18 protein-coding genes are annotated in these 17,761 nt (G+C 71.9%); 6 read left to right on the top strand and 12 right to left on the bottom strand.

The window, feature by feature from the left end:
* Nucleotides 1-69: 69 nt before the first annotated feature.
* Nucleotides 70-1,323, bottom strand: coding sequence for a cytochrome P450 (locus TK50_RS12665; protein WP_144420224.1), 1,254 nt, complete (start codon nt 1,321-1,323; stop codon nt 70-72).
* A 167-nt stretch (nt 1,324-1,490) separates the two neighbouring features.
* On the opposite strand from TK50_RS12665, the gene TK50_RS12660 reads away from it, so the two are divergent.
* The 3 genes from TK50_RS12660 (at nt 1,491) to TK50_RS12650 (ending at nt 3,952) form a co-directional block, all read left to right on the top strand.
* Nucleotides 1,491-2,729, top strand: coding sequence for a cytochrome P450 (locus TK50_RS12660; RefSeq protein ID WP_063838566.1), 1,239 nt, complete (start codon nt 1,491-1,493; stop codon nt 2,727-2,729).
* Nucleotides 2,730-2,764: 35 nt separating this feature from the next.
* Nucleotides 2,765-2,959 (top strand): ferredoxin, encoded by a 195-nt coding sequence (locus TK50_RS12655; protein WP_043964383.1) that lies wholly within the window; start codon nt 2,765-2,767, stop codon nt 2,957-2,959.
* A 75-nt stretch (nt 2,960-3,034) separates the two neighbouring features.
* The gene (locus tag TK50_RS12650) at nt 3,035-3,952 is read left to right on the top strand and encodes an SDR family oxidoreductase (protein ID WP_043962925.1); all 918 of its coding nucleotides are present in this window, start codon (nt 3,035-3,037) and stop codon (nt 3,950-3,952) included.
* A gap of 137 nt (nt 3,953-4,089) precedes the next feature.
* On the opposite strand, the gene rfbH is transcribed toward TK50_RS12650, so the two are convergent.
* Together rfbH and TK50_RS12640 are read right to left on the bottom strand one after the other, a co-directional pair.
* A complete protein-coding gene (rfbH, locus tag TK50_RS12645) occupies nt 4,090-5,391 on the bottom strand; it encodes a lipopolysaccharide biosynthesis protein RfbH (protein ID WP_043962924.1) in 1,302 nt (433 codons plus the stop codon).
* A gap of 202 nt (nt 5,392-5,593) precedes the next feature.
* Nucleotides 5,594-6,790, bottom strand: a complete 1,197-nt coding sequence (locus TK50_RS12640; RefSeq protein WP_043962923.1) for a nucleotide disphospho-sugar-binding domain-containing protein — start codon at nt 6,788-6,790, stop codon at nt 5,594-5,596.
* Between the two features lie 332 nt (nt 6,791-7,122).
* Between TK50_RS12640 and TK50_RS12635 the strand changes: the two genes are divergently transcribed.
* Nucleotides 7,123-8,310: a cytochrome P450 gene (locus tag TK50_RS12635; RefSeq protein ID WP_043964381.1), complete on the top strand. Its 1,188-nt coding sequence runs from the start codon at nt 7,123-7,125 to the stop codon at nt 8,308-8,310.
* 134 nt (nt 8,311-8,444) lie between these two features.
* Here the strand turns inward: TK50_RS12635 and TK50_RS12630 are convergent, their stop codons facing one another.
* On the bottom strand, nt 8,445-9,332 hold the full coding sequence (locus TK50_RS12630) for a hypothetical protein (RefSeq protein WP_144420223.1): 888 nt from the start codon (nt 9,330-9,332) through the stop codon (nt 8,445-8,447).
* 291 nt (nt 9,333-9,623) lie between these two features.
* Between TK50_RS12630 and TK50_RS12625 the strand changes: the two genes are divergently transcribed.
* On the top strand, nt 9,624-9,965 hold the full coding sequence (locus tag TK50_RS12625; RefSeq protein ID WP_043962921.1) for a PadR family transcriptional regulator: 342 nt from the start codon (nt 9,624-9,626) through the stop codon (nt 9,963-9,965).
* Nucleotides 9,962-10,915: a permease prefix domain 1-containing protein gene (locus TK50_RS12620; protein WP_043962920.1), complete on the top strand. Its 954-nt coding sequence runs from the start codon at nt 9,962-9,964 to the stop codon at nt 10,913-10,915. The genes TK50_RS12625 and TK50_RS12620 overlap by 4 nt, the downstream gene beginning before the upstream one ends.
* Nucleotides 10,916-10,994: 79 nt before the next feature.
* Here TK50_RS12620 and TK50_RS12615 read toward each other — a convergent pair whose 3' ends face one another.
* The 8 genes from TK50_RS12615 to pgsA form a co-directional block, all read right to left on the bottom strand.
* Nucleotides 10,995-11,618 (bottom strand): ribonuclease FAU-1 family protein, encoded by a 624-nt coding sequence (locus TK50_RS12615; RefSeq protein ID WP_229404432.1) that lies wholly within the window; start codon nt 11,616-11,618, stop codon nt 10,995-10,997.
* A 3-nt stretch (nt 11,619-11,621) separates the two neighbouring features.
* Nucleotides 11,622-12,371 (bottom strand): YebC/PmpR family DNA-binding transcriptional regulator, encoded by a 750-nt coding sequence (locus TK50_RS12610; protein ID WP_043962919.1) that lies wholly within the window; start codon nt 12,369-12,371, stop codon nt 11,622-11,624.
* 239 nt (nt 12,372-12,610) lie between these two features.
* A complete protein-coding gene (gene pdxT, locus TK50_RS12605) occupies nt 12,611-13,216 on the bottom strand; it encodes a pyridoxal 5'-phosphate synthase glutaminase subunit PdxT (protein ID WP_043962918.1) in 606 nt (201 codons plus the stop codon).
* Nucleotides 13,217-13,297: 81 nt separating this feature from the next.
* Nucleotides 13,298-14,215: a pyridoxal 5'-phosphate synthase lyase subunit PdxS gene (gene pdxS / locus TK50_RS12600; RefSeq protein ID WP_043962916.1), complete on the bottom strand. Its 918-nt coding sequence runs from the start codon at nt 14,213-14,215 to the stop codon at nt 13,298-13,300.
* A gap of 131 nt (nt 14,216-14,346) precedes the next feature.
* Nucleotides 14,347-14,838, bottom strand: coding sequence for a hypothetical protein (locus TK50_RS12595; RefSeq protein ID WP_043962915.1), 492 nt, complete (start codon nt 14,836-14,838; stop codon nt 14,347-14,349).
* 97 nt (nt 14,839-14,935) lie between these two features.
* The gene (locus tag TK50_RS12590; RefSeq protein ID WP_043962914.1) at nt 14,936-16,096 is read right to left on the bottom strand and encodes a glycosyltransferase family 4 protein; all 1,161 of its coding nucleotides are present in this window, start codon (nt 16,094-16,096) and stop codon (nt 14,936-14,938) included.
* Between the two features lie 17 nt (nt 16,097-16,113).
* Nucleotides 16,114-17,061 carry a phosphatidylinositol mannoside acyltransferase gene (locus tag TK50_RS12585; RefSeq protein WP_043962913.1) on the bottom strand — a complete coding sequence of 316 codons (948 nt, stop codon included), beginning with the start codon at nt 17,059-17,061 and terminating at the stop codon, nt 16,114-16,116.
* Nucleotides 17,058-17,690 (bottom strand): phosphatidylinositol phosphate synthase, encoded by a 633-nt coding sequence (gene pgsA / locus TK50_RS12580; RefSeq protein ID WP_043962912.1) that lies wholly within the window; start codon nt 17,688-17,690, stop codon nt 17,058-17,060. The genes TK50_RS12585 and pgsA overlap by 4 nt, the downstream gene beginning before the upstream one ends.
* Nucleotides 17,691-17,761: the final 71 nt, after the last annotated feature.

The raw sequence follows: 17,761 nt of genomic DNA, 5'->3' as shown, positions 1-17,761 counted from the left end.
AAGGGGCCACCGGCGGGTCCGGCGAATGCGGTTCTCACCGCACGCACCGGACCCGTCCGCTCTCTTTGCTCAGGCCCTCCGGACGGACACCGTCATCTCCTTGACCCCGTAGAACTCCGACGGGTGGAAGACGGGATCCGCACTGATCCGCAGATCGGTGAATTCGGTCATCAGCCGGTTCAGCGCGATCTCGGTCTCCAGTCTGGCCAGCGGGGCGCCGAGGCAGAAATGAATGCCGTGACCGAACCCGAAATGCCGGTTGGGATCGCGCTGGATGTCGAACTGCTCGGGCTTCTCGAATTGCCGCTCGTCATGGTTGGCCGAGAGGATCGACGGCATGACGAACGCGTCGGCCGGGATGACCTCGCCGGCGATCTCCACGTCGGTGGTGGCGATCCGGCAGGCCCGGGGAAACGGCGGCCGACGGCGTACGACCTCTTCCAGCGCGGCGGGGACCAGCGAGCGGTCCGCCCTGATCCGGGCCTCGGCGTCCGGGTTGTCGTCCAGGCACAGCAGGGTGTTGCCCAGCAGCAGCGTGGTGGTGATGTGCCCGGTGTTCAGCAGCAGCGCGGCGAACGTGGCCACCTGCAGATCGGTCAGTCGCTCGCCGTTGAGCTCGGCGGCGGCCAGGGCGCCGAGGACGTCGTCGGTGGATCCCTTCGCGCGCCGCTGCCGGACCTCGGCGAGCAGGTACTCGTCGAGCTCCTTGGTGGCTTCCGCGATGGCCTCGACCACCTTCTGCTCCGACTCCCCCTTCTCCGCGCCGATGCCGAGCAGGCGATCGGCGCACCGGCGGAAGAACGCCCGGTCGCCCGGGGAGATGCCGAGCAGTTCGGCGATGACGATGACCGGCAGCGGGTAGGCGAGCTGCTCCACGAAGTCGAACTCGTCGCCGGGCGCGTCGGCGAGCAGCTGGCCCACCACCTCGCCGATGCGCGGCCGCATCCCGGCGACCGTCTTCGGCGTGAATGCCTGACTGACCAGTTGGCGCAGCCGGCGGTGGTCGGGCGGATCCTGCCAGGGCAGATTGGCGCTGAGCTTCTCCGCGCCGAAGACCGGCATGAGCCGGCCGATGTTCGAGGAGAAACGGGCCGGGTCGGAGAACACCGCTTGGACGTCGGCGTACCGGAAGACGAAGTAACGGTTGTGCTCGTCGCGCCAGACCGGCCGGTCGTCACGCATTCCCTTCATCCACTCGAGGATTTCGGCGCCGCCGTCGGTGAACGGCGGCATCCGGACAGGCTCATCGGCACTCATCGCGCCTCCCACGTCGGACCGCGCACGGTCTCGCCGAACCTTACGAAGGAACAACAGCAACGGCAAAGCTAGCAAACAATCCGGTCCTTTGTCCCGACCGTTCAGCCCGACGCAAAAATTAGCAGCATTTTAGCTGCCATCTATAGGATTACCATCGCCGCAAGCAGAGGTGATTCGATGCAATTATCGTGCGCCCGCCGGAGATCCGCAGCGTCCCGAAACAGGAGTTGATCATGACCGAGGCCACGACGGCAGCGCACGTCGGCGACCTTCCCGACGTGCCCGACTTCCCGATGCCACGCGGCTACGCCCTCGATCCCGCGCCGACCTACGCGCGGCTGCGCCGGGAGCGCCCGGTCACCCAGGTCGCCCTGCCCAGCGGGCAGAAGGCGTGGCTGGTCACCAGCTACGCGCACGTACGCGCCCTGGTCACCGATCCGCGGATCAGCTCCGACCACACCCATCCGAACCTGCCGATGCTGGCGCCGCTGCGCCCGGAGGACATCGACACCCCGCACGAGCCCGTCAACACGCTGGTCGGGCTCGATCCGCCGGAGCACTCCGCGCCGCGCCGCTCCGTCATAGCCGAGTTCACGGTCCGCCGCATCCAGGAGATGCGCCCCCGCATCCAGGAGATCGTGGACGGTTGCGTGGACGAGCTGATCGCGGCCGGCCCCGGCAGCGACCTGGTCAGCACGGTGGCGGTGAGCGTGCCGTCCCAGGTGCTGTCGGAACTGCTCGGGGTGAACCCGCCCGACCGCGAGTTCTTCCACGTGCGTGCCTCCAAGATGCTCGGCAGGACGACCAGTCCGCAGGAGCGCCGGACGGCCATGATGGAACTGGCCATCTTCATCAACGGCCTGCTCATCGAGAAGGACCGCGAGCCGACGGACGACCTGCTGGGCCGCCTCATCGTCAACAACCGCGAGACGAAGGTCTTCACCCACCAGGGCCTGCTGCACATGGCCTACCTCCTGCTGGTCGCCGGCAACGAGACGACCGCGAACATGATCTCGCTCGGCACCACGGGCCTGCTGGAGAACCCGCACGTCCTGGCCGAGCTGAAGGCCGATCCGAGCCTCATCGGGCGCACCGTCGAGGAGCTGCTCAGATACTTCACCATCTCGGACGTCCTGGTCCGCGTGGCCAAGGAGGACATCGAGATCGAGGGGGCGACGATCCGGGCGAACGACGGCGTGCTGCTCTGCCTCGGTTCGGCCAACCGCGACGAGACGATCTTCGAAGATCCCGACAAGCTGGACATCCACCGGGGCACGCGGCATCACATGGCCTTCGGTTACGGCATTCACCAGTGCCTCGGGCAGAACCTGGCCCGCGCCGAGCTGGAGATCGTCTTCACCACGCTGTTCGCCCGGCTGCCCAACCTGCGGCTGGCGAAGCCCCTGGCGGAGCTGCCGTTCAAGTTCGACTCCAACACGTACGGCCTCCACGAGCTGCCCGTCCAGTGGTGAGTCGTCGGGTGGACCGTGAGGCGGAGGCGAGGGACATGCGCATCGTTGTCGAGCGGGACGCCTGCATCGGGGCCGGTCAGTGCGTACTGACCGAGCCGCGCGTCTTCCGGCAGAGCGAGGAGGACGGCATGGTGCAGCTGAACACGGATCGGCCGGCTCCGGACGCGGTGGAGGCGGTGGAGACCGCGGTCTCCCTCTGCCCGGCCCGGGCGCTCTCCCTTGAGCCCTGACGTGCGGGGCGGGAGGCGCCGGCCGTCCGGCGCCCTCGCGGTCGTGTGCGGGTCGGTGCGGTGACGGGAGGACCGATGGGTACGGAGAAGGCGTGGCCCCGGGCCGGCACCGGGTTGCGCGGGATGGTCGGCGACCGGGCCGTGGAACTGGGCGAGCCGCACGGTTGGCGGGCGCTGGACTGCGACGTGACCGACGCCGCCGCGGTGCGCAGGGCGGTCGCGCAGACGCCGGCCGAGGTCGTCGTCCATTTCGCCGCGTTCACCGACCTCGCCGCCGCCCACGCGCAGACCGGTGAGCGCGGCGGATCCTGCTACCGGGTGAACGTCGACGGGACGCGCAACCTCGCGCAAGCCTGCCGGGAGAACGACAAGTACCTCATCCACGTGTCCACCGACTACGTCTTCAGCGGCGCCGAACAGGAGCCCTACCGGGAGTCGGACATGCCGGCCCCGCAGGACTGGTACAGCCGGACGAAGTACTGGGCCGAGGGCGAGGTGCGCGGGTCGGGGTGCCGGTTCTCCATCCTCCGGCCCTCGTTCCCCTTCCGGGCACGGTACGCCCGCAGGGGGGACATCGTCCGGAAGATGATCAGCGGGCTCACCGCCGGGCGGACGCCGCCGATGTTCTGCGACACGCTGGTGAGTCCGGTCTTCGTCGACGAGTTCGTCGCGGCGATCGACCGGGTCGCCGAGCTGCGGCCCCCGGAGGGGCTCTTCCACTGCGCGGGCGGCACCAGCCTGTCGCCCTACGACCTCGTGGTGCTGGTGGCCCGCGTCTTCGACCTGGACAGCTCGCAGGTCTCCCCCGGCCACTACGCCGACTACGCGCGCACGGCCGGCCGGCCCTATCCCCGCTACCTCAACATCTCGAACGAGCGCGCCGCACAGGTGCTCGGCATCCGGTTCTCCCCGATCGAGGCGGCCCTCGAGACGATGCGGGATCAGCTGAGCAGCGCCGGCGCGGGGACGGCGGCGGCACCGCCGCCGGGCTGATCGTCAGCTCGGCCCGGTGCGCGGCGGGTCGGTGCGACCTACGGCCCGCGCGGCCCGCGCCGACGTGCTGCCGGCGGGACGCCGGAGGCCGGCCGGAGGGCGGCGACGACGATGCCGCCGCCGCTTCCTGCCCGCTCTCACCGATGCTTGGCCACGAACTCGTGGATCGAGTCGACCACGTACTGGATCATCTCGCCGGTGATGCCGGGATACACCCCGATCCAGAACGTGTGCTGGGTGATGATGTCGCTGACCGACAGGTCGCCGGCGATCCGGTACTCGACGTCCGCGTACGCGGGATGGCGGGTCAGGTTGCCGCCGAAGAACCGGCGGGTGGCGATGCGCCGGCCCTCCAGGAAGGCGACGAGCTCCTGACGGGTGTACGGCGCGTCCGGCTGCACCGTCAGCACGAAGCCGAACCAGCTCGGGTCCGAGCCCGGCGTGGGTTCCGGCAGCAGCAGGCCGTCCAGTCCGTCGAGCCCGTCCCGCAGCAGACGCCAGTTGCGGCGCCGCGCCTCGCCGAACTCGTCGATGCGCTGCAGCTGGGACAGGCCGATCGAGGCGTGCAGGTCCGTGCTCTTCAGGTTGTATCCGACGTGCGAGAAGATGTACTTGTGGTCGTAGCCACGCGGCAGGGAGCCCAGTTGCTGGTCGAAGCGCTTGAGGCACCTGTCGTCCTCGCCGGGTTCACACCAGCAGTCGCGTCCCCAGTCGCGGATCGACTCCACCAGGCGGGCCAGCGCCAGGTCGTTGGTCAGGACGCAGCCGCCCTCACCGAACGTGATGTGGTGCGCCGGGTAGAAGCTCACCGTGGCGAAGTGCCCGAAGGTGCCGGTCAGCCGCCCCTGGTACAGCGATCCGACCGCGTCGCAGTTGTCCTCGATCAGATACAGGTCGTGCTCCCGGGCCAGCGCGGCGACCTCGGCCACGGCGAAGGGGTTGCCGAGGGCGTGCGCGGTCATGATGGCCCGGGTACGCGGCCCGATCGCCTCGGCGATGCGTTCCGGAGTCGGGTTGTAGGTCCCCAGCTCGACGTCGACGAACACCGGCTTCAAGCCGTTCTGCAGCACGGGATTGACGGTCGTGGGGAACCCGGCGGCAGCGGTGATGACCTCGTCGCCGGGGCGCAGCCGCGCGTCTCCGAGCTGCGGTGACGTCAGCGCGCTCAGCGCCAGCAGATTCGCCGACGACCCGGAGTTCGTCAGGTGCGCCTTGCGGAGTCCGAAGTAGCGCGAGAACTCCCGCTCGAAGCGGCGCGCGCTCGGGCCCGCCGCGATCCGCATCTCCAGCGCCGCCTCGACCAGGGCGACACGATCGCTCTCCTCCAGCACAGCCCCCGAGGTGAGGACCGGGGTGGTCCCCGGCACGAACCCGTCGACGCGCTGGTCCCGGTGGTATTTCCGGACCAGCTCAAGAATGGCGTCCTTGTCCTCGCCCATGAATGGGTACCTCCATAGCCGTCCTCCGACGCTGTCGCCGGGAAGTCGAGGGTGTTGATCAGGTCTACCGGGCATCGGAACCGGGTCCTCGTCCGCCGCCGCCGACCACCCGGTCTGCCAGTACGAAGCTTGAGCGCCCGCACTAACGGCGGACTAGTCGAGCGCTAAAAGCACCGCACCCGTCCCGTCCCGGGCACGGGCCTCACCCGAGCTGCTCCAGGACCTGCACCACGTCCGCCGGGGACGGGGTGGCCGCGATCTCCTCCCGCAGCCGCTCGGCGGCATCCCGGATCTTGCCGTCCGTGAGCGCCGCGTCGACCGCCGACGCGATGGTGGCGGTGTCGGCCGTCGTGGCATCCAGCATGGTGCCGGCCCCCGAGGCACTGAAGTTGAACGCCACGGCGGGCGTGTCCGAGGCCTGCGGCAGCATCACCTGCGGCACGCCGTGGCACGCCGCGGTGAGCACCGAGCCGGCGCCGCCCGCGTTGACGACGGCGCCACACGATTCCAGGTACAGGTTGATCGGCACGTTGTCGGCCACGCGTACGTTGTCCGGCAGCGCGCCGAGGCGCTCCCGGTCCGCACGCACCACCGCGAGGACGACCTCCACGTCGCCAGCCGCCAGCGCGCCGACCACGCGGGCCAGGACGGTGTCGTCCGCGCCGAGCATCGTGGTCGTCGTGCCCCAGGTGACACACACCCGCGGACGGGAGGGCGGCTCCAGGAGCCAGTCGGGGGCGGCGGCCGCGCCGTTGTGGGGGACGAAACGGGTGGGGATCCGGCCGACGACGTCGGGCAGTTGCAGGCTGCCCGGCCACGGATCGACCGTCCGCACCGGATGGTCGTCGCGGACCTCGACGCCGTACCGGTCGTACAGCTCGACCAGCCCGGGAGGCCATTGCTCCCGTTCGGCTCCGGTGGTCGGCTGCCCCTGCACGGGGCACAGGCGGCGCAGCAGGTCGGGCCCCGTGAGGTGACGCACCAGCGGAACGCCCAGGGTCTGCGACAGCAGCGGGGCGGCCAGCATCAGCGGATCGGTGATCACGAGGTCCGGCTCCCAGCGCCGCGCGAAGCGCAGGAGGTCCGGTGCCATCACGGTGACCGTCTCGACGAGTGGCCGCAGCGACTCCTGCTGTATCCGGCGACGCTCGTCGACCGGCACGGCGGAGTCGAGGCTCTCCTTGTAACGCTGGGCCTGCTGTCTGTTGCTCAGGTGCTTCAGCATGTCGTAGCCGTGGCCGACCTCGACGGCGGGCAGCCCCAGGCCGACCGTCGCTTCGGTGAGCTCGGGCTGCCCGGCCACCCGTACCTCGTGACCGGCCGTGCGGCAGGCCCAGATCAGGGGGGCGAGTTGGTACAGGTGGGAGCGAACCGCCATCGAGGTGAACAGAATACGCACGGATTAACCTCGCATGGTTGTCGAGAGGACAACAGACGACGCGGTCGAGCACGTAGCGCCGGCCTGATCGGTCCCGGTCTCCGGCCGCCTCTTCGCGGATCGACCGCTGCCGTGGGCCAACCCAGTACAGGGAGGTTCCCTAAAACCCTGCTGAAAGGACGGCCCGTGCGCCTCGGCCACCGTTGTTGTCACGTGCGGGCCGGCGACGACGTGGGACCCGTCACAAGCCACAAAAGATACAGATGGTGCGAATGCTTCAGAACCTGATATCGAAGGATCAGTAGGTATCTATAGTAGCCTCCTCGCTACGATCCGTGACGGAGGGGGCCGTGATGAGCGAGGCGCTGGAGGTGCCGCTGTACATGCGACGCTACGGGTTGGACCCGGGGAAGGAGCTGGACGAGATCCTCGAAACCGAGGGCGTCGTCCAGGTGGCCCTGCCCGACGATACGCCCGCCTACCTTGTCTGCCGCTACGAGGACGCCCGGCAGGTGCTGTCCGATCCCCAGCGGTTCACCAGCGTCCTGCCGCGCTCGATCGGAGCGCATCTGGACGACGAGGAACGCCGGCGACTGCAGGCCGGGACGATGCTGCTGTTCGATCCTCCCGAGCACACCCGCCTGCGGCGCACGATGACACCGCAGTTCACGGCGCGCCGGCTCGAACGCCTGGAGCCGACGATCGCCGGCATCGTGGAGTCCGCGCTGGACGACCTGGAGGGCGCCGGCAAGCCGGCCGACCTCGTGCGCCACTTCGCCCTGCCGGTCCCGCTGCTGGTGATCTGCGAGCTGGTGGGAGTCGAGGGAGACGACCACGCCGAGATGACCGACCGGTTCACGCGCCTGATGGACCTGTCGCTGACGCCGCAACAGCACACGGCGGTGCACGCCGAGAACCGGCGCTTCCTGGCGGAGCTGGTCATCCGGGCCCGGGCGGCGCCCGGCGAGAACCTGCTGGGAATGCTCGTGCGCGAGCACGGTGCCCAGCTCAGCACGGAAGAGGTGGTCGGCATCGTGGCCTCGTTGCTGATCGGCGGCCACGAGACGACCTCGGGCATGCTCAGCCTCGGCACGCTGGCACTCCTGCAACACCCGGACCAGCTCGCCATGGTGCGTGACGACCCCACGAAGGCCCAGCAGGCCGTGGAGGAGCTGTTGCGCTTCCTGTCGGTCGTGTCGGTCACCGGGCGCACGACGACCACCGACGTGCACCTCGCCGGCCGCACCATCCCCGCCGGCTCGTCGGTGCTGATCTCGCTGCCCCGGGCCAACCGGGACCGGGCCTTCCTCCGGGACGCCGACCGGCTCGACATCGACCGGGCCGCCCCGGGCCACGTGGCCTTCGGCCATGGCGTGCATCGCTGCCTGGGCGCGCCACTGGCACGCCTGCAGATGCGCATCGCCTTCCCGGCGCTGCTGCGACGCTTTCCCGGGCTCGCCCTGGCCCAACCGGACGCGGAGCCGGCCTTCCGGCCCTTCGGCGCGGTCTACGGAGTGGAGACCCTCCCGGTCACCTGGTGACCGTCGCTCCCGGCCATCGATCGCCGATGTCGGCGCGCCCAGGGTGACGTCAGTGAACCGCTGAGCCGGAAGGCGGGTGGGGCCCGGCTGTCGCCGGGCCCCACCCGCGCCGACTCAGCGGCGGCTGCCGATCATCACGCCCCGGTCATCCGACGCGAGCGACGGACGGCCAGTACGGCACCCGTGCCGAGGGTGACCATGCCGGTGCCCAGACCCAGCGTCCACCACAGGCTTGATCCGCTGTCACCGGTCACCGGCAGGTGCGGGTGGCGCGTCGGGTACGGCGACGCGGTCGGCGACTGCGTCGGCTGGGTGGGCGACGGGGACGCCGTGGGCGTCACGGTGGGCGAGGCCGACGGCTGGGTCGGTGACGCCGTGGGCGTCTCGGTGGGCGAGGCCGACGGCTGCGTCGGGGTGGCCGTCGGCGATGTGGGGGCCAACGGCCGCTCACAGTTGGCCTCGGCGAGGATGACGGTGCCGACCGGGATGTCGATGACCTGACCGCCGACGACCGAGCCCGTCAACCGGACGGTGGCCAGCACGGCGACCGCGGCGGCGGTGTCGGCTGTGGTCTCCTCCACCGCGGTGAGGGTGACGGTGAGGCTGGCCTCGGTCAGGCCGGGCACCACGACGGCGGCGCTGGCGGTGACCCCGGGGGTGTTCGGTACCAGCACGGCGGGCGCGCCGAACAGCGTCAACCCGACGACGTTGGTGTCGGCGGTGGGCGTGCCGCTCTGCGGGCAGTTCACCTCGGCGGTGATCAGGTCGGCGGCGACGACCGGGATGCCCAGGATCCCGAGCGCGAGTTCGGCGATGTCGGAGTTCGCCGACGACGCGGTCGGCCCGCGGGTGGCGCTGACCTCCAGCACGGTGCCGCTGGCGGTGACCCCCACCGCACCGGGGATCGTCACGGCGAGTCCGGTGGTGGTGTCGGTGCCGCCGCCGGGCGGCGCGGTCGCGCTGCCGATGGTGGCGTTGGCGGTGATGACCGGCACCCCGAGGACGCTGGCGGAGAGATCCACCACCACACCACGGGCACTGGCGTCACCAGGTGCCGCGACGGCGGGACCACCGGTCGTCAGGGCGACGAGCCCCGCGATCCCCGCTCCGGCGACGGCAACGGTCGCCACTGATGCCATTCGTCTTACCAGTTTCACGCTCTGCCTCTTGTCCATCTGCCCTTCCGCCCTCGGAAGGAATACGCCACATGAGGTTAGACGGCCATATACCCCAATAGTGCATCAAACGGACAAAATGCCGGCAGTGACCCTACCGGCTAGCAATATTGTGTGCCACACACTATCGTGTGACTCGTGGTAAGCGACGACATCCTGCGGACCCATCTCCAGGAGCTGCGCCGGGGCACGGTGGTGGTGGCGAGCCTGGTCGCGCTGCGGCGGCCCGACTACGGCTACGCCCTGCTCCAGCGGCTCACCGACCACGGCTTCCCCGTGGACGCCAACACGCTCTACCCCCTGCTGCGCCGACTGGAGGAGCAGGGCCTGCTGACCAGCGAGTGGAACACCGAGGAGAGCCGGCCCCGGAAGTTCTACCGGACCAGCGACGAGGGGGAATCGGTGCTGCGCCTGCTGCTCGCCGACTTCTCCGCCGTGCAGAGTTCCCTCACCGGCCTGATCGAAGGAGTGGCCCGATGAGTTCCCTGACCGACCGCTACCTCGCCGCCACGCTGCGGGCGGTGCCGGCCCCGCGCCGGGCGGAGATCGCCGACGAGCTGCGGGCCTCCATCGCCGACATGATCGACGGCCGCACCGACGCCGGTCAGGACCGCGAGACCGCTGAGCGCGAGGTGCTCACCGAGCTGGGCAACCCCGAGCGGCTGGCCGCCCGGTACGCCGACCACCGCCTCCAGCTCATCGGCCCCGCCTACTACCTGGCCTGGCGGCGGCTGCTGCGGCTGCTGCTCGCCACCGTGCCGATCGCCATCGGCGCCCTGGTGGCCGTGCTCGACGCCGTCGACGGCGACAGCGTGGGATCGGCCATCGGCGTCGGCGTCACCACCGGCATCGAGGTGGTGGTCCAGGTCGCCTTCTGGGTCACGCTCACCTTCGCGGTCGTCGAGCGGTTGAGCCTGCCGCTGCACCTGCCCCGGTGGACCGTCGACCAGCTGCCCGAGGACCGACCGGCCGGGCGCGGCGTCCCGCTCGCCGACACGGCCGTGTCGATCGCGGCCCTGGTGCTGCTGATCGCGTTCCTGCCCTGGCAGCACTTCCGGTCCTGGGTGCGCGACGACGGGGGCGACCACATCCCGGTGCTCGACCCCGCGCTGTGGCGGTTCTGGTTGCCGGCGCTCATCGCCCTGCTGGTCGCCGAGATCGTCCTGCAGGTGGCCCGGCACCGGGCCGGCCGCTGGACCTGGCCGCTGGTCGGCGCGAAGGTCACCCTCGACCTGGCGTTCGCCGTGCCGGTGGCGTGGCTCGTCCTCACCGACCGGCTGCTCAACCCCGAGTTCGTGCAGCGCGTCGACTGGCTGCGCGACGGCGCCAACCTCGACGTCGTCTACACGATCGCCCTGGTCGCGGTGGTGGCGTCGCTGGTGCGCAACACCGTGGCCATCGCCGCGCAGGCCCGCCGCCGGGCGGCCTGAGCGCCCCGCGACGCCCGTCCCCGGGCCGGCCCGCCCACGGCGGCCGGCCCGGGCGCGTCGGCGGGGTGCCCGGCCGGGGTCACCAGGGCACGGCCTCCCAGCCGGCCGGCAGCGCCGGCACCGGCCAGGCGGGGTCGGGCCGCCAGCGCGCCCAGGCCGGGTCCCACCAGCGCTTCCCCGCGTCGAGCAGCGCGGCGATCCGGTCGCCCTCCACGCGGATGGCCTCCGCCATCCCCGGGTATCTTCCCTCGGCCAGGCGCTGGGCGAACACCTCCACGTCCTTGAAGACGTACCGGTCGGCGTCCGCCGCCCACCACAGGTCCAGCTCGTGGTCGAGGGTGTCCACCCCGATCGGGGTACGCCGCACCGGGTCCTGGAGGTTGAAGTACCAGCCCGCGAACTCCCGCCCCGGCCCGGCCCAGAACACGTCGACGGAGTGCGCCTCGCCGGGACGGTGCAGCATGAGCTTGCCGTGCCCGCGCCAGGCCCGCTGCCCGGCCACCTGCCACGGGTGCCGCCCGCACGGGAAGCTCCCCTGCTCGGGGAAGCCGAACTCCGCACCGCCGGGCAGGTAGAGGGCGAGCAGCTCCGCGGAGTCCACGACGCAGATCGTCGGGACCCCGAACCAGACCTCACCGCGCAGGATCTCCCGCCGGACGACCACGTCGCCCGGCGCGAACCGCCGCCCGCCCCCGGTCGCCACGGCTCAGCCGACCGCCGCCATGACCTCGTCGGATACGTCGAAGTTCGCGAATACGTTCTGCACGTCGTCGCAGTCCTCGAGGACGTCGATCAGCTTGAAGACCTTGCGGGCGCCGTCCTCGTCCAGCTGCACGTTGACGCTGGGGATGAGGGACGACTCGGCCGACTCGTACTCGATGCCGGCGTCCTGCAGGGCGGTGCGGACCGCGATCAGGTCGCTCGGCTCGGAGACCACCTCGTACGCCTCGCCGAGGTCGTTGACCTCCTCCGCGCCGGCGTCGAGGACGGCCATCATCACGTCGTCCTCGCTGGTGCCCGCCTTGGGGACGATCACCACGCCCTTGCGGGAGAACATGTACGACACCGAGCCGGCGTCGGCGAGCGAGCCGCCGTTGCGGGTCAGCGCGGTGCGCACCTCGGTCGCCGCCCGGTTGCGGTTGTCGGTGAGGCACTCGATCAGCATCGCGACGCCGTTCGGGCCGTACCCCTCGTACATGATCGTCTGCCAGTCGGCGCCGCCGGCCTCCAGGCCGGAGCCGCGCTTGACCGCCCGGTCGATGTTGTCGTTCGGTACGGAGTTCTTCTTCGCCTTCTGGATGGCGTCGTAGAGCGTCGGGTTGCCGGCCGGGTCGCCGCCGCCGGTGCGGGCCGCGACCTCGACGTTCTTGATCAGCTTGGCGAACATCTTGCCGCGCTTGGCGTCGATCACGGCCTTCTTGTGCTTGGTGGTCGCCCACTTTGAGTGGCCGGACATCTGCTACCTCCGTCTGTTGATCACGCCTGCGTCGACTGCCCGCGCCAACTCCACTTCTCCACCGGCGTACGACGGGCCGGTCGGCTCTGCGTGGATGGCCGCGGCGGGCGCGGAGCCCTGCCGAACCGCGGCAATCCTACCGAGGTGGGGTGCGCCGGTGTCACACCCGGCACCGGCACGCCCGGCGGCGGACGCGCCGAGGGCCCGCCCGGTCGTCCGGGCGGGCCCTCGGCCACGGCTCAGGCGGCGCGCACCAGGTCCACGAAGTAGCGGTGCAGCCGCAGGTCGCCGGTCAGCTCGGGGTGGAACGAGGTGGCCAGCAGGTTGCCCTGCCGGACCGCGACGATCCGCCCGGCGGCCGGCCCCTCGGTCACCTCGCCGAGCACGTCGACGCCGGCGCCGACCCGCTCGACCCAGGGCGCCCGGATGAACACCGCGTGGAACGGCTCCCCCTCGACCCCGGCGATCGTCACCGGGGCCTCGAACGAGTCGACCTGCCGGCCGAACGCGTTGCGCCGGACGGTCATCTCGATGCCGGCGAAGCCCCGCTGGTCGGGGCGGCCGTCGAGCACCTCGGTGGCCAGCATGATCATGCCGGCGCAGGAGCCGTAGACCGGCATGCCGGCGGCGATCCGTTTGTCGATGGGCTCACGCATGTCGAAGATGTCGGCGAGTTTGCTGATCGTGGTGGACTCGCCGCCCGGGATGACCAGGCCGTCGACCGCGTCCAGCTCCTGCGGCCGGCGTACGGGGCGGGCGTGCGCGCCCGCCCCGGTCAGGGCCGCCACGTGTTCCCGGACGTCGCCCTGGAGCGCGAGCACACCGATGGCGGGTGCTGCCGTCACGTTCGCTCCTCTCCTCGGCTGGTGGTCAGGAAGGGGCCCTTCCTCTGCGGAATGCGTTACCAGGGGGCCCCTCCTTGCGCGTCACCAGCCGCGTTCGGCCAGGCGGTGCGGCTGCGGGATCTCGTCGACGTTGATGCCGACCATCGCCTCGCCGAGGCCCCGGGAGACCTTGGCCAGCACGTCCGGGTCGTCGTGGAAGGTGGTGGCCTTCACGATCGCGGCGGCGCGCTGCGCCGGGTTGCCGGACTTGAAGATGCCGGAGCCGACGAAGACGCCCTCCGCGCCGAGCTGCATCATCATCGCCGCGTCGGCCGGGGTGGCGATGCCGCCGGCGGTGAACAGCACCACCGGGAGCTTGCCGGTCTCGGCGACCTCCCGGACCAGCTCGTACGGCGCCTGGAGCTCCTTGGCCGCGACGAACAGCTCGTCGGCCGGCAGGGAGCTGAGCCGGGCGATCTCCTGGCGGATCCTGCGCATGTGCATGGTGGCGTTGGAGACGTCGCCGGTGCCGGCCTCGCCCTTGGAGCGGATCATCGCCGCGCCCTCGGTGATCCGGCGCAGCGCCTCGCCCAGGTTGGTCGCCCCGCACACGAAGGGGACGGTGAACGCCCACTTGTCGATGTGGTTGGCGTAGTCGGCGGGGGTCAGCACCTCGGACTCGTCGACGTAGTCCACGCCGAGGGCCTGCAGGACCTGGGCCTCGACGAAGTGGCCGATGCGGGCCTTGGCCATGACCGGGATCGACACGGCGTCGATGATGCCGTCGATCATGTCGGGGTCGCTCATCCGGGACACCCCGCCTTGGGCGCGGATGTCGGCGGGGACCCGCTCCAGGGCCATCACCGCGACGGCGCCGGCGTCCTCAGCGATCTTGGCCTGCTCGGGGGTGACCACATCCATGATCACGCCGCCCTTGAGCATCTCGGCCATGCCGCGCTTGACGCGGGCGGTCCCGACGACGGGGGTGGCGCTGGCGTTCGGGGAGGTGGTTTCGGGCACGGGTCATCGCTCCTCGGCGTGCTCGGGGGGTGACGGCTAGCTGAATGCTACGACGGGTGCAACGCCGCTCCGACAGCCAATCAGACCCACGGTGGCCTGCCCTGTGGCCGTCGTCACCCGGCCGGCGCGGCTCAGGCGGGCACGTCCGCCGGAAGCTCCAGGGTCGGATCGTCGATGTCGAAGTAGCGCGGCCAGGGGTGCCGCCGCCCCATCCGCAACAGCCGCACCAGAGGTCGGCCCCGGGCGGACCGGGCGTCGCGGACCAGGTCGGTGTGCACCTGGCGGGCCAGCGCGAGCCGCCGGCTCGCGGCGATCACCGCCTCGCAGTCCGGTTCGGTCGGGTCCAGCCGCACCGCCCGCAGCTGCCGGGTGAGGTCGTTCTCGGCGGCCTCCCGCTCCTGCGGCTCGGCGTCGAGGGCGATCCGGGCCGCCGCGTACAGCTCGACGCCGTAGCGGCGCTCGGCCAGCACGGCCGCCGCCGCGGCCCGGCGCAGCAGGTGCGCGTCGAGGGCCCGGGCGGCGGACTCCGCGCGGACGCGCAGCCGCTCGACCCGGCCGGCGGTCCAGATCAGGTACGCCGCGACGAGCCCGACGACCAGGCTCGCGCCCACCACCCACCACATGCCCGGCATCGTAGTGCTGCTCCGTTCGCCTCGTCCGGGGTGCGGCCGACGCGGCCGGCGGTCACTCCCGTCACGGAAGCCACCCCGGTCACACCACTCAGCCGAGCCCCGCCCACTCCTGGTCGATGACCCGCCCGTCGGTCGCCTCGATCGCCGCCGCGTAGACCTCCAGGACCCGGCGGGCGACCACGGGCCAGTCGAAGTGCGCCACCACCTGGTCGCCGCAGGCGGTCAGCTCGGCCCGCCGCGCCGGATCGTCGAGCAGCGCCGCGAGGGCCTCCCGCAGCGCCGCGGCGTCGCCGGTGGGGAAGAGCTGCCCGGCCCGGCCGCCGTCGAGCACCCGGCGGAACGCGTCGAGGTCACTGGCCACCACGGTCGTGCCGGCGGCCAGGGCCTCGGTGAGGATCATGCCGAACGACTCGCCGCCGGTGTTCGGGGCCACGTAGAGGTGGACGCTGCGCAGCATCCGCGCCTTGTCGGCCTCGGAGACCAGGCCGAGGAACGTGACCCGGTCCCGCAGCGGGGCGGGAAACCGGTCGAACAGGTCGTCCGGGTCGCCCGGCCCGGCGACCAGCAGCCGCAGCCCGGGCCGGGTGCCGGCCAGCTCGACGAACGCGTCGCGCAGGATCGGGAAGCCCTTGCGGGCCTCGGTGAACCGGCCGAGGAAGCCCAGCGTGCCGCCCTCGCCGGGCCCGCACTCCCCGGGCCAGCCGGGCAGCGGTGCCGCGTGGCTGAACTTGGCGACGGTGACGCCGTTGGGGATCTCCACCGCGCCGCCGTCCATGTGCTCGACCTGGACCTTGCGGGCCAGCGCGCTGACCGCGATGCGGGCGGTGATCCGCTCCAGCACGATCTGGAGCACGCCCTGTGCGGCGGCGAGCACCCGGGACCGGGTCATCGCGGTGTGGAAGGTGGCCACCACCGGACCCTTGGCCGACAACACGGCCAGCATCGACAGGCTCAGGGTCAACGGCTCGTGCACGTGCAGCACGTCGAACTCGCCCCGGGCGATCCAGCGCCGGACGCGGGCGGAGGAGACCGGGCCGAACGCGATCCGGGCCACCGACCCGTTGTACGGCAGCGGCACGGCCCGGCCCGCCGGCACCACGTACGGCGGCAGCGGGGAGTCCTCGTCGGCGGGGGCGAGGACGCTCACCTCGTGCCCGAGCCCGAGCAGCGCCTCCGCCAGGTCCATCACGTGGTTCTGCACCCCGCCGGGCACGTCGAAGGAGTATGGGCACACGATGCCGATCCGCATTCCCGCGCCCCTTCGCCTCAGGCCGTCCCGGTGGCGGCCGGCGGGCCGGCGGCGGGCCGGGACCCGTCGCCGGTGCCGCGCTGGTCCAGCCACATCCGCTGCAACATGTGCCAGTCTTCCGGATGCCGGGCGATGCCCGCCGACAGACCGTCGGCAATGTGCTGGGTCAGCACCCGGACCCGCTGGTCCAGCGGCCCGCTGTCGGCGTCGGGCAGGGGCAGCGGGCCGGCGATCGAGGCGCACGCGGCGTCCGGTTCGTACCACATCGAGGCGACGTAGAGCGGCGCGCCGGTGCGGATGGCCAGCAGCGCCGGGCCGGCGGGCATCCGGGTCCGCGCGCCGAAGAAGTCGACCTCGATCCCCCGGGCCGAGAGGTCCCGGTCGGCCAGCAGCGGCACCACCGCGCCGCTGCGCAGCCGGTCGACCAGCACGTCGAAGGCGGGGCGGTCCCCGCCGTGGGTGGGCAGGATCTCCATGCCCAGGCCCCGGCGGAAGGCGAGGAAGCGCTGGTAGACGGCCTCGGGCTTGAGCCGCTCGGCGACCGTGGTGATCGGCCAGCCGGTGGCGGCCACCCAGGCGCCGGCGGCGTCCCAGTTGCCGGCGTGCGGCAGCGCCACCACCGCGCCCCGGCCGGCGGCCACGTCGGCGGCGAGCCGGTCGACGCCGTCGGGGGCGAGCCGGAACCCGGTGAGGATCTGCTCGCGGCTCAGCGACGGCAGCCGGAACGCCTCCATCCAGTAGCGGGCGTAGGAGCGCAGGCCCCGGCGGACCAGGTCGTCCAGCTCCGCCTCGGGCAGCTCGGGGCCGACGACCCGGCGCAGGTTGGCGCGCAGTCGGGCCGTACCCCCGCCGCCGGCGCGGTGGGCGCGGTCGGCGCCCGCCCGGAAGGCCACGGCCACGACGGACCGGGGCAGCGCGCGGGCCAGGCGCCAGCCGGCGACGTAGCCCAGCTCGGTGAGGTTCACCCCCGGGACCCGCTCGGCGTGTTCGCCTGGGCCTGCCGGTAGACGTGGGCCATCCGCTGGCCCACGGTGAAGATCGAGACGGCGGCCAGCAGCCAGAGCGCGACCTGGAGGGCGTACGGGACGCCGACGCCGGTGAGCAGGCCGCCGACGCCGACGATGAGCAGCCGCTCGGTGCGCTCGGCGATGCCGACGTTGCAGGTCATGCCGAGGCCCTCGGCGCGGGCCTTGACGTAGGAGACGAGGCCCCCGGCGGCCAGGCAGAGCAGCGCGGCGGCGACGCCGGCGTGGTCGCCCTCGGTGGCCAGCCAGTAGGCGACCGCGCCGAAGACGGCGCTGTCGGCGACCCGGTCCATGCTCGAGTCGAGGAACGCGCCGAACCGCGTCGAGCCGCCGCTCATCCGGGCCATCGTGCCGTCGAGCAGGTCGGTGAGCGCGAAGAACGTCACGACCAACGCGCCGGCGACGAGGTGGCCGCGGGCGCCGAGGCCGAGCGCGCCGACGAGCACCCCGAGGGTGCCGGTCACGGTGACGGCGTTCGGGGTCACGCCCGCGCGGAGCAGGCGGCGCGCGATCGGCTCGACGACGCGGGTCATCCCCGCGCGGGCCGACACTTGGAAGATCTTCGCCATGGCGGTCCCACGATAACGGCCGGCACCCCGCGGCGGTACGCCCCGGTCGCCGACCCGCCCGAGGAAGTCTT

Origin of the sequence: Micromonospora haikouensis, assembly GCF_000876225.1 — a bacterium.
GTDB lineage: Bacteria > Actinomycetota > Actinomycetes > Mycobacteriales > Micromonosporaceae > Micromonospora > Micromonospora haikouensis.
Note: the sequence above shows the minus strand (reverse complement) of the source record. Positions and strands in the feature narration are given on the sequence as shown.

Excerpts from the sequence above, each read along its gene's own strand:
- TK50_RS12595 (WP_043962915.1), bottom strand. The coding sequence starts at position 14,838 with ATGTGGTGGGTGGTGGGCGCGAGCCTGGTCGTCGGGCTCGTCGCGGCG.
- rfbH (WP_043962924.1), bottom strand. The coding sequence starts at position 5,391 with ATGGGCGAGGACAAGGACGCCATTCTTGAGCTGGTCCGGAAATACCAC.
- TK50_RS12660 (WP_063838566.1), top strand. The coding sequence starts at position 1,491 with ATGACCGAGGCCACGACGGCAGCGCACGTCGGCGACCTTCCCGACGTG.
- TK50_RS12650 (WP_043962925.1), top strand. The coding sequence starts at position 3,035 with ATGGGTACGGAGAAGGCGTGGCCCCGGGCCGGCACCGGGTTGCGCGGG.
- TK50_RS12590 (WP_043962914.1), bottom strand. The coding sequence starts at position 16,096 with ATGCGGATCGGCATCGTGTGCCCATACTCCTTCGACGTGCCCGGCGGG.
- TK50_RS12620 (WP_043962920.1), top strand. The coding sequence starts at position 9,962 with ATGAGTTCCCTGACCGACCGCTACCTCGCCGCCACGCTGCGGGCGGTG.
- TK50_RS12610 (WP_043962919.1), bottom strand. The coding sequence starts at position 12,371 with ATGTCCGGCCACTCAAAGTGGGCGACCACCAAGCACAAGAAGGCCGTG.
- TK50_RS12655 (WP_043964383.1), top strand. The coding sequence starts at position 2,765 with ATGCGCATCGTTGTCGAGCGGGACGCCTGCATCGGGGCCGGTCAGTGC.
- pgsA (WP_043962912.1), bottom strand. The coding sequence starts at position 17,690 with ATGGCGAAGATCTTCCAAGTGTCGGCCCGCGCGGGGATGACCCGCGTC.
- TK50_RS12635 (WP_043964381.1), top strand. The coding sequence starts at position 7,123 with ATGAGCGAGGCGCTGGAGGTGCCGCTGTACATGCGACGCTACGGGTTG.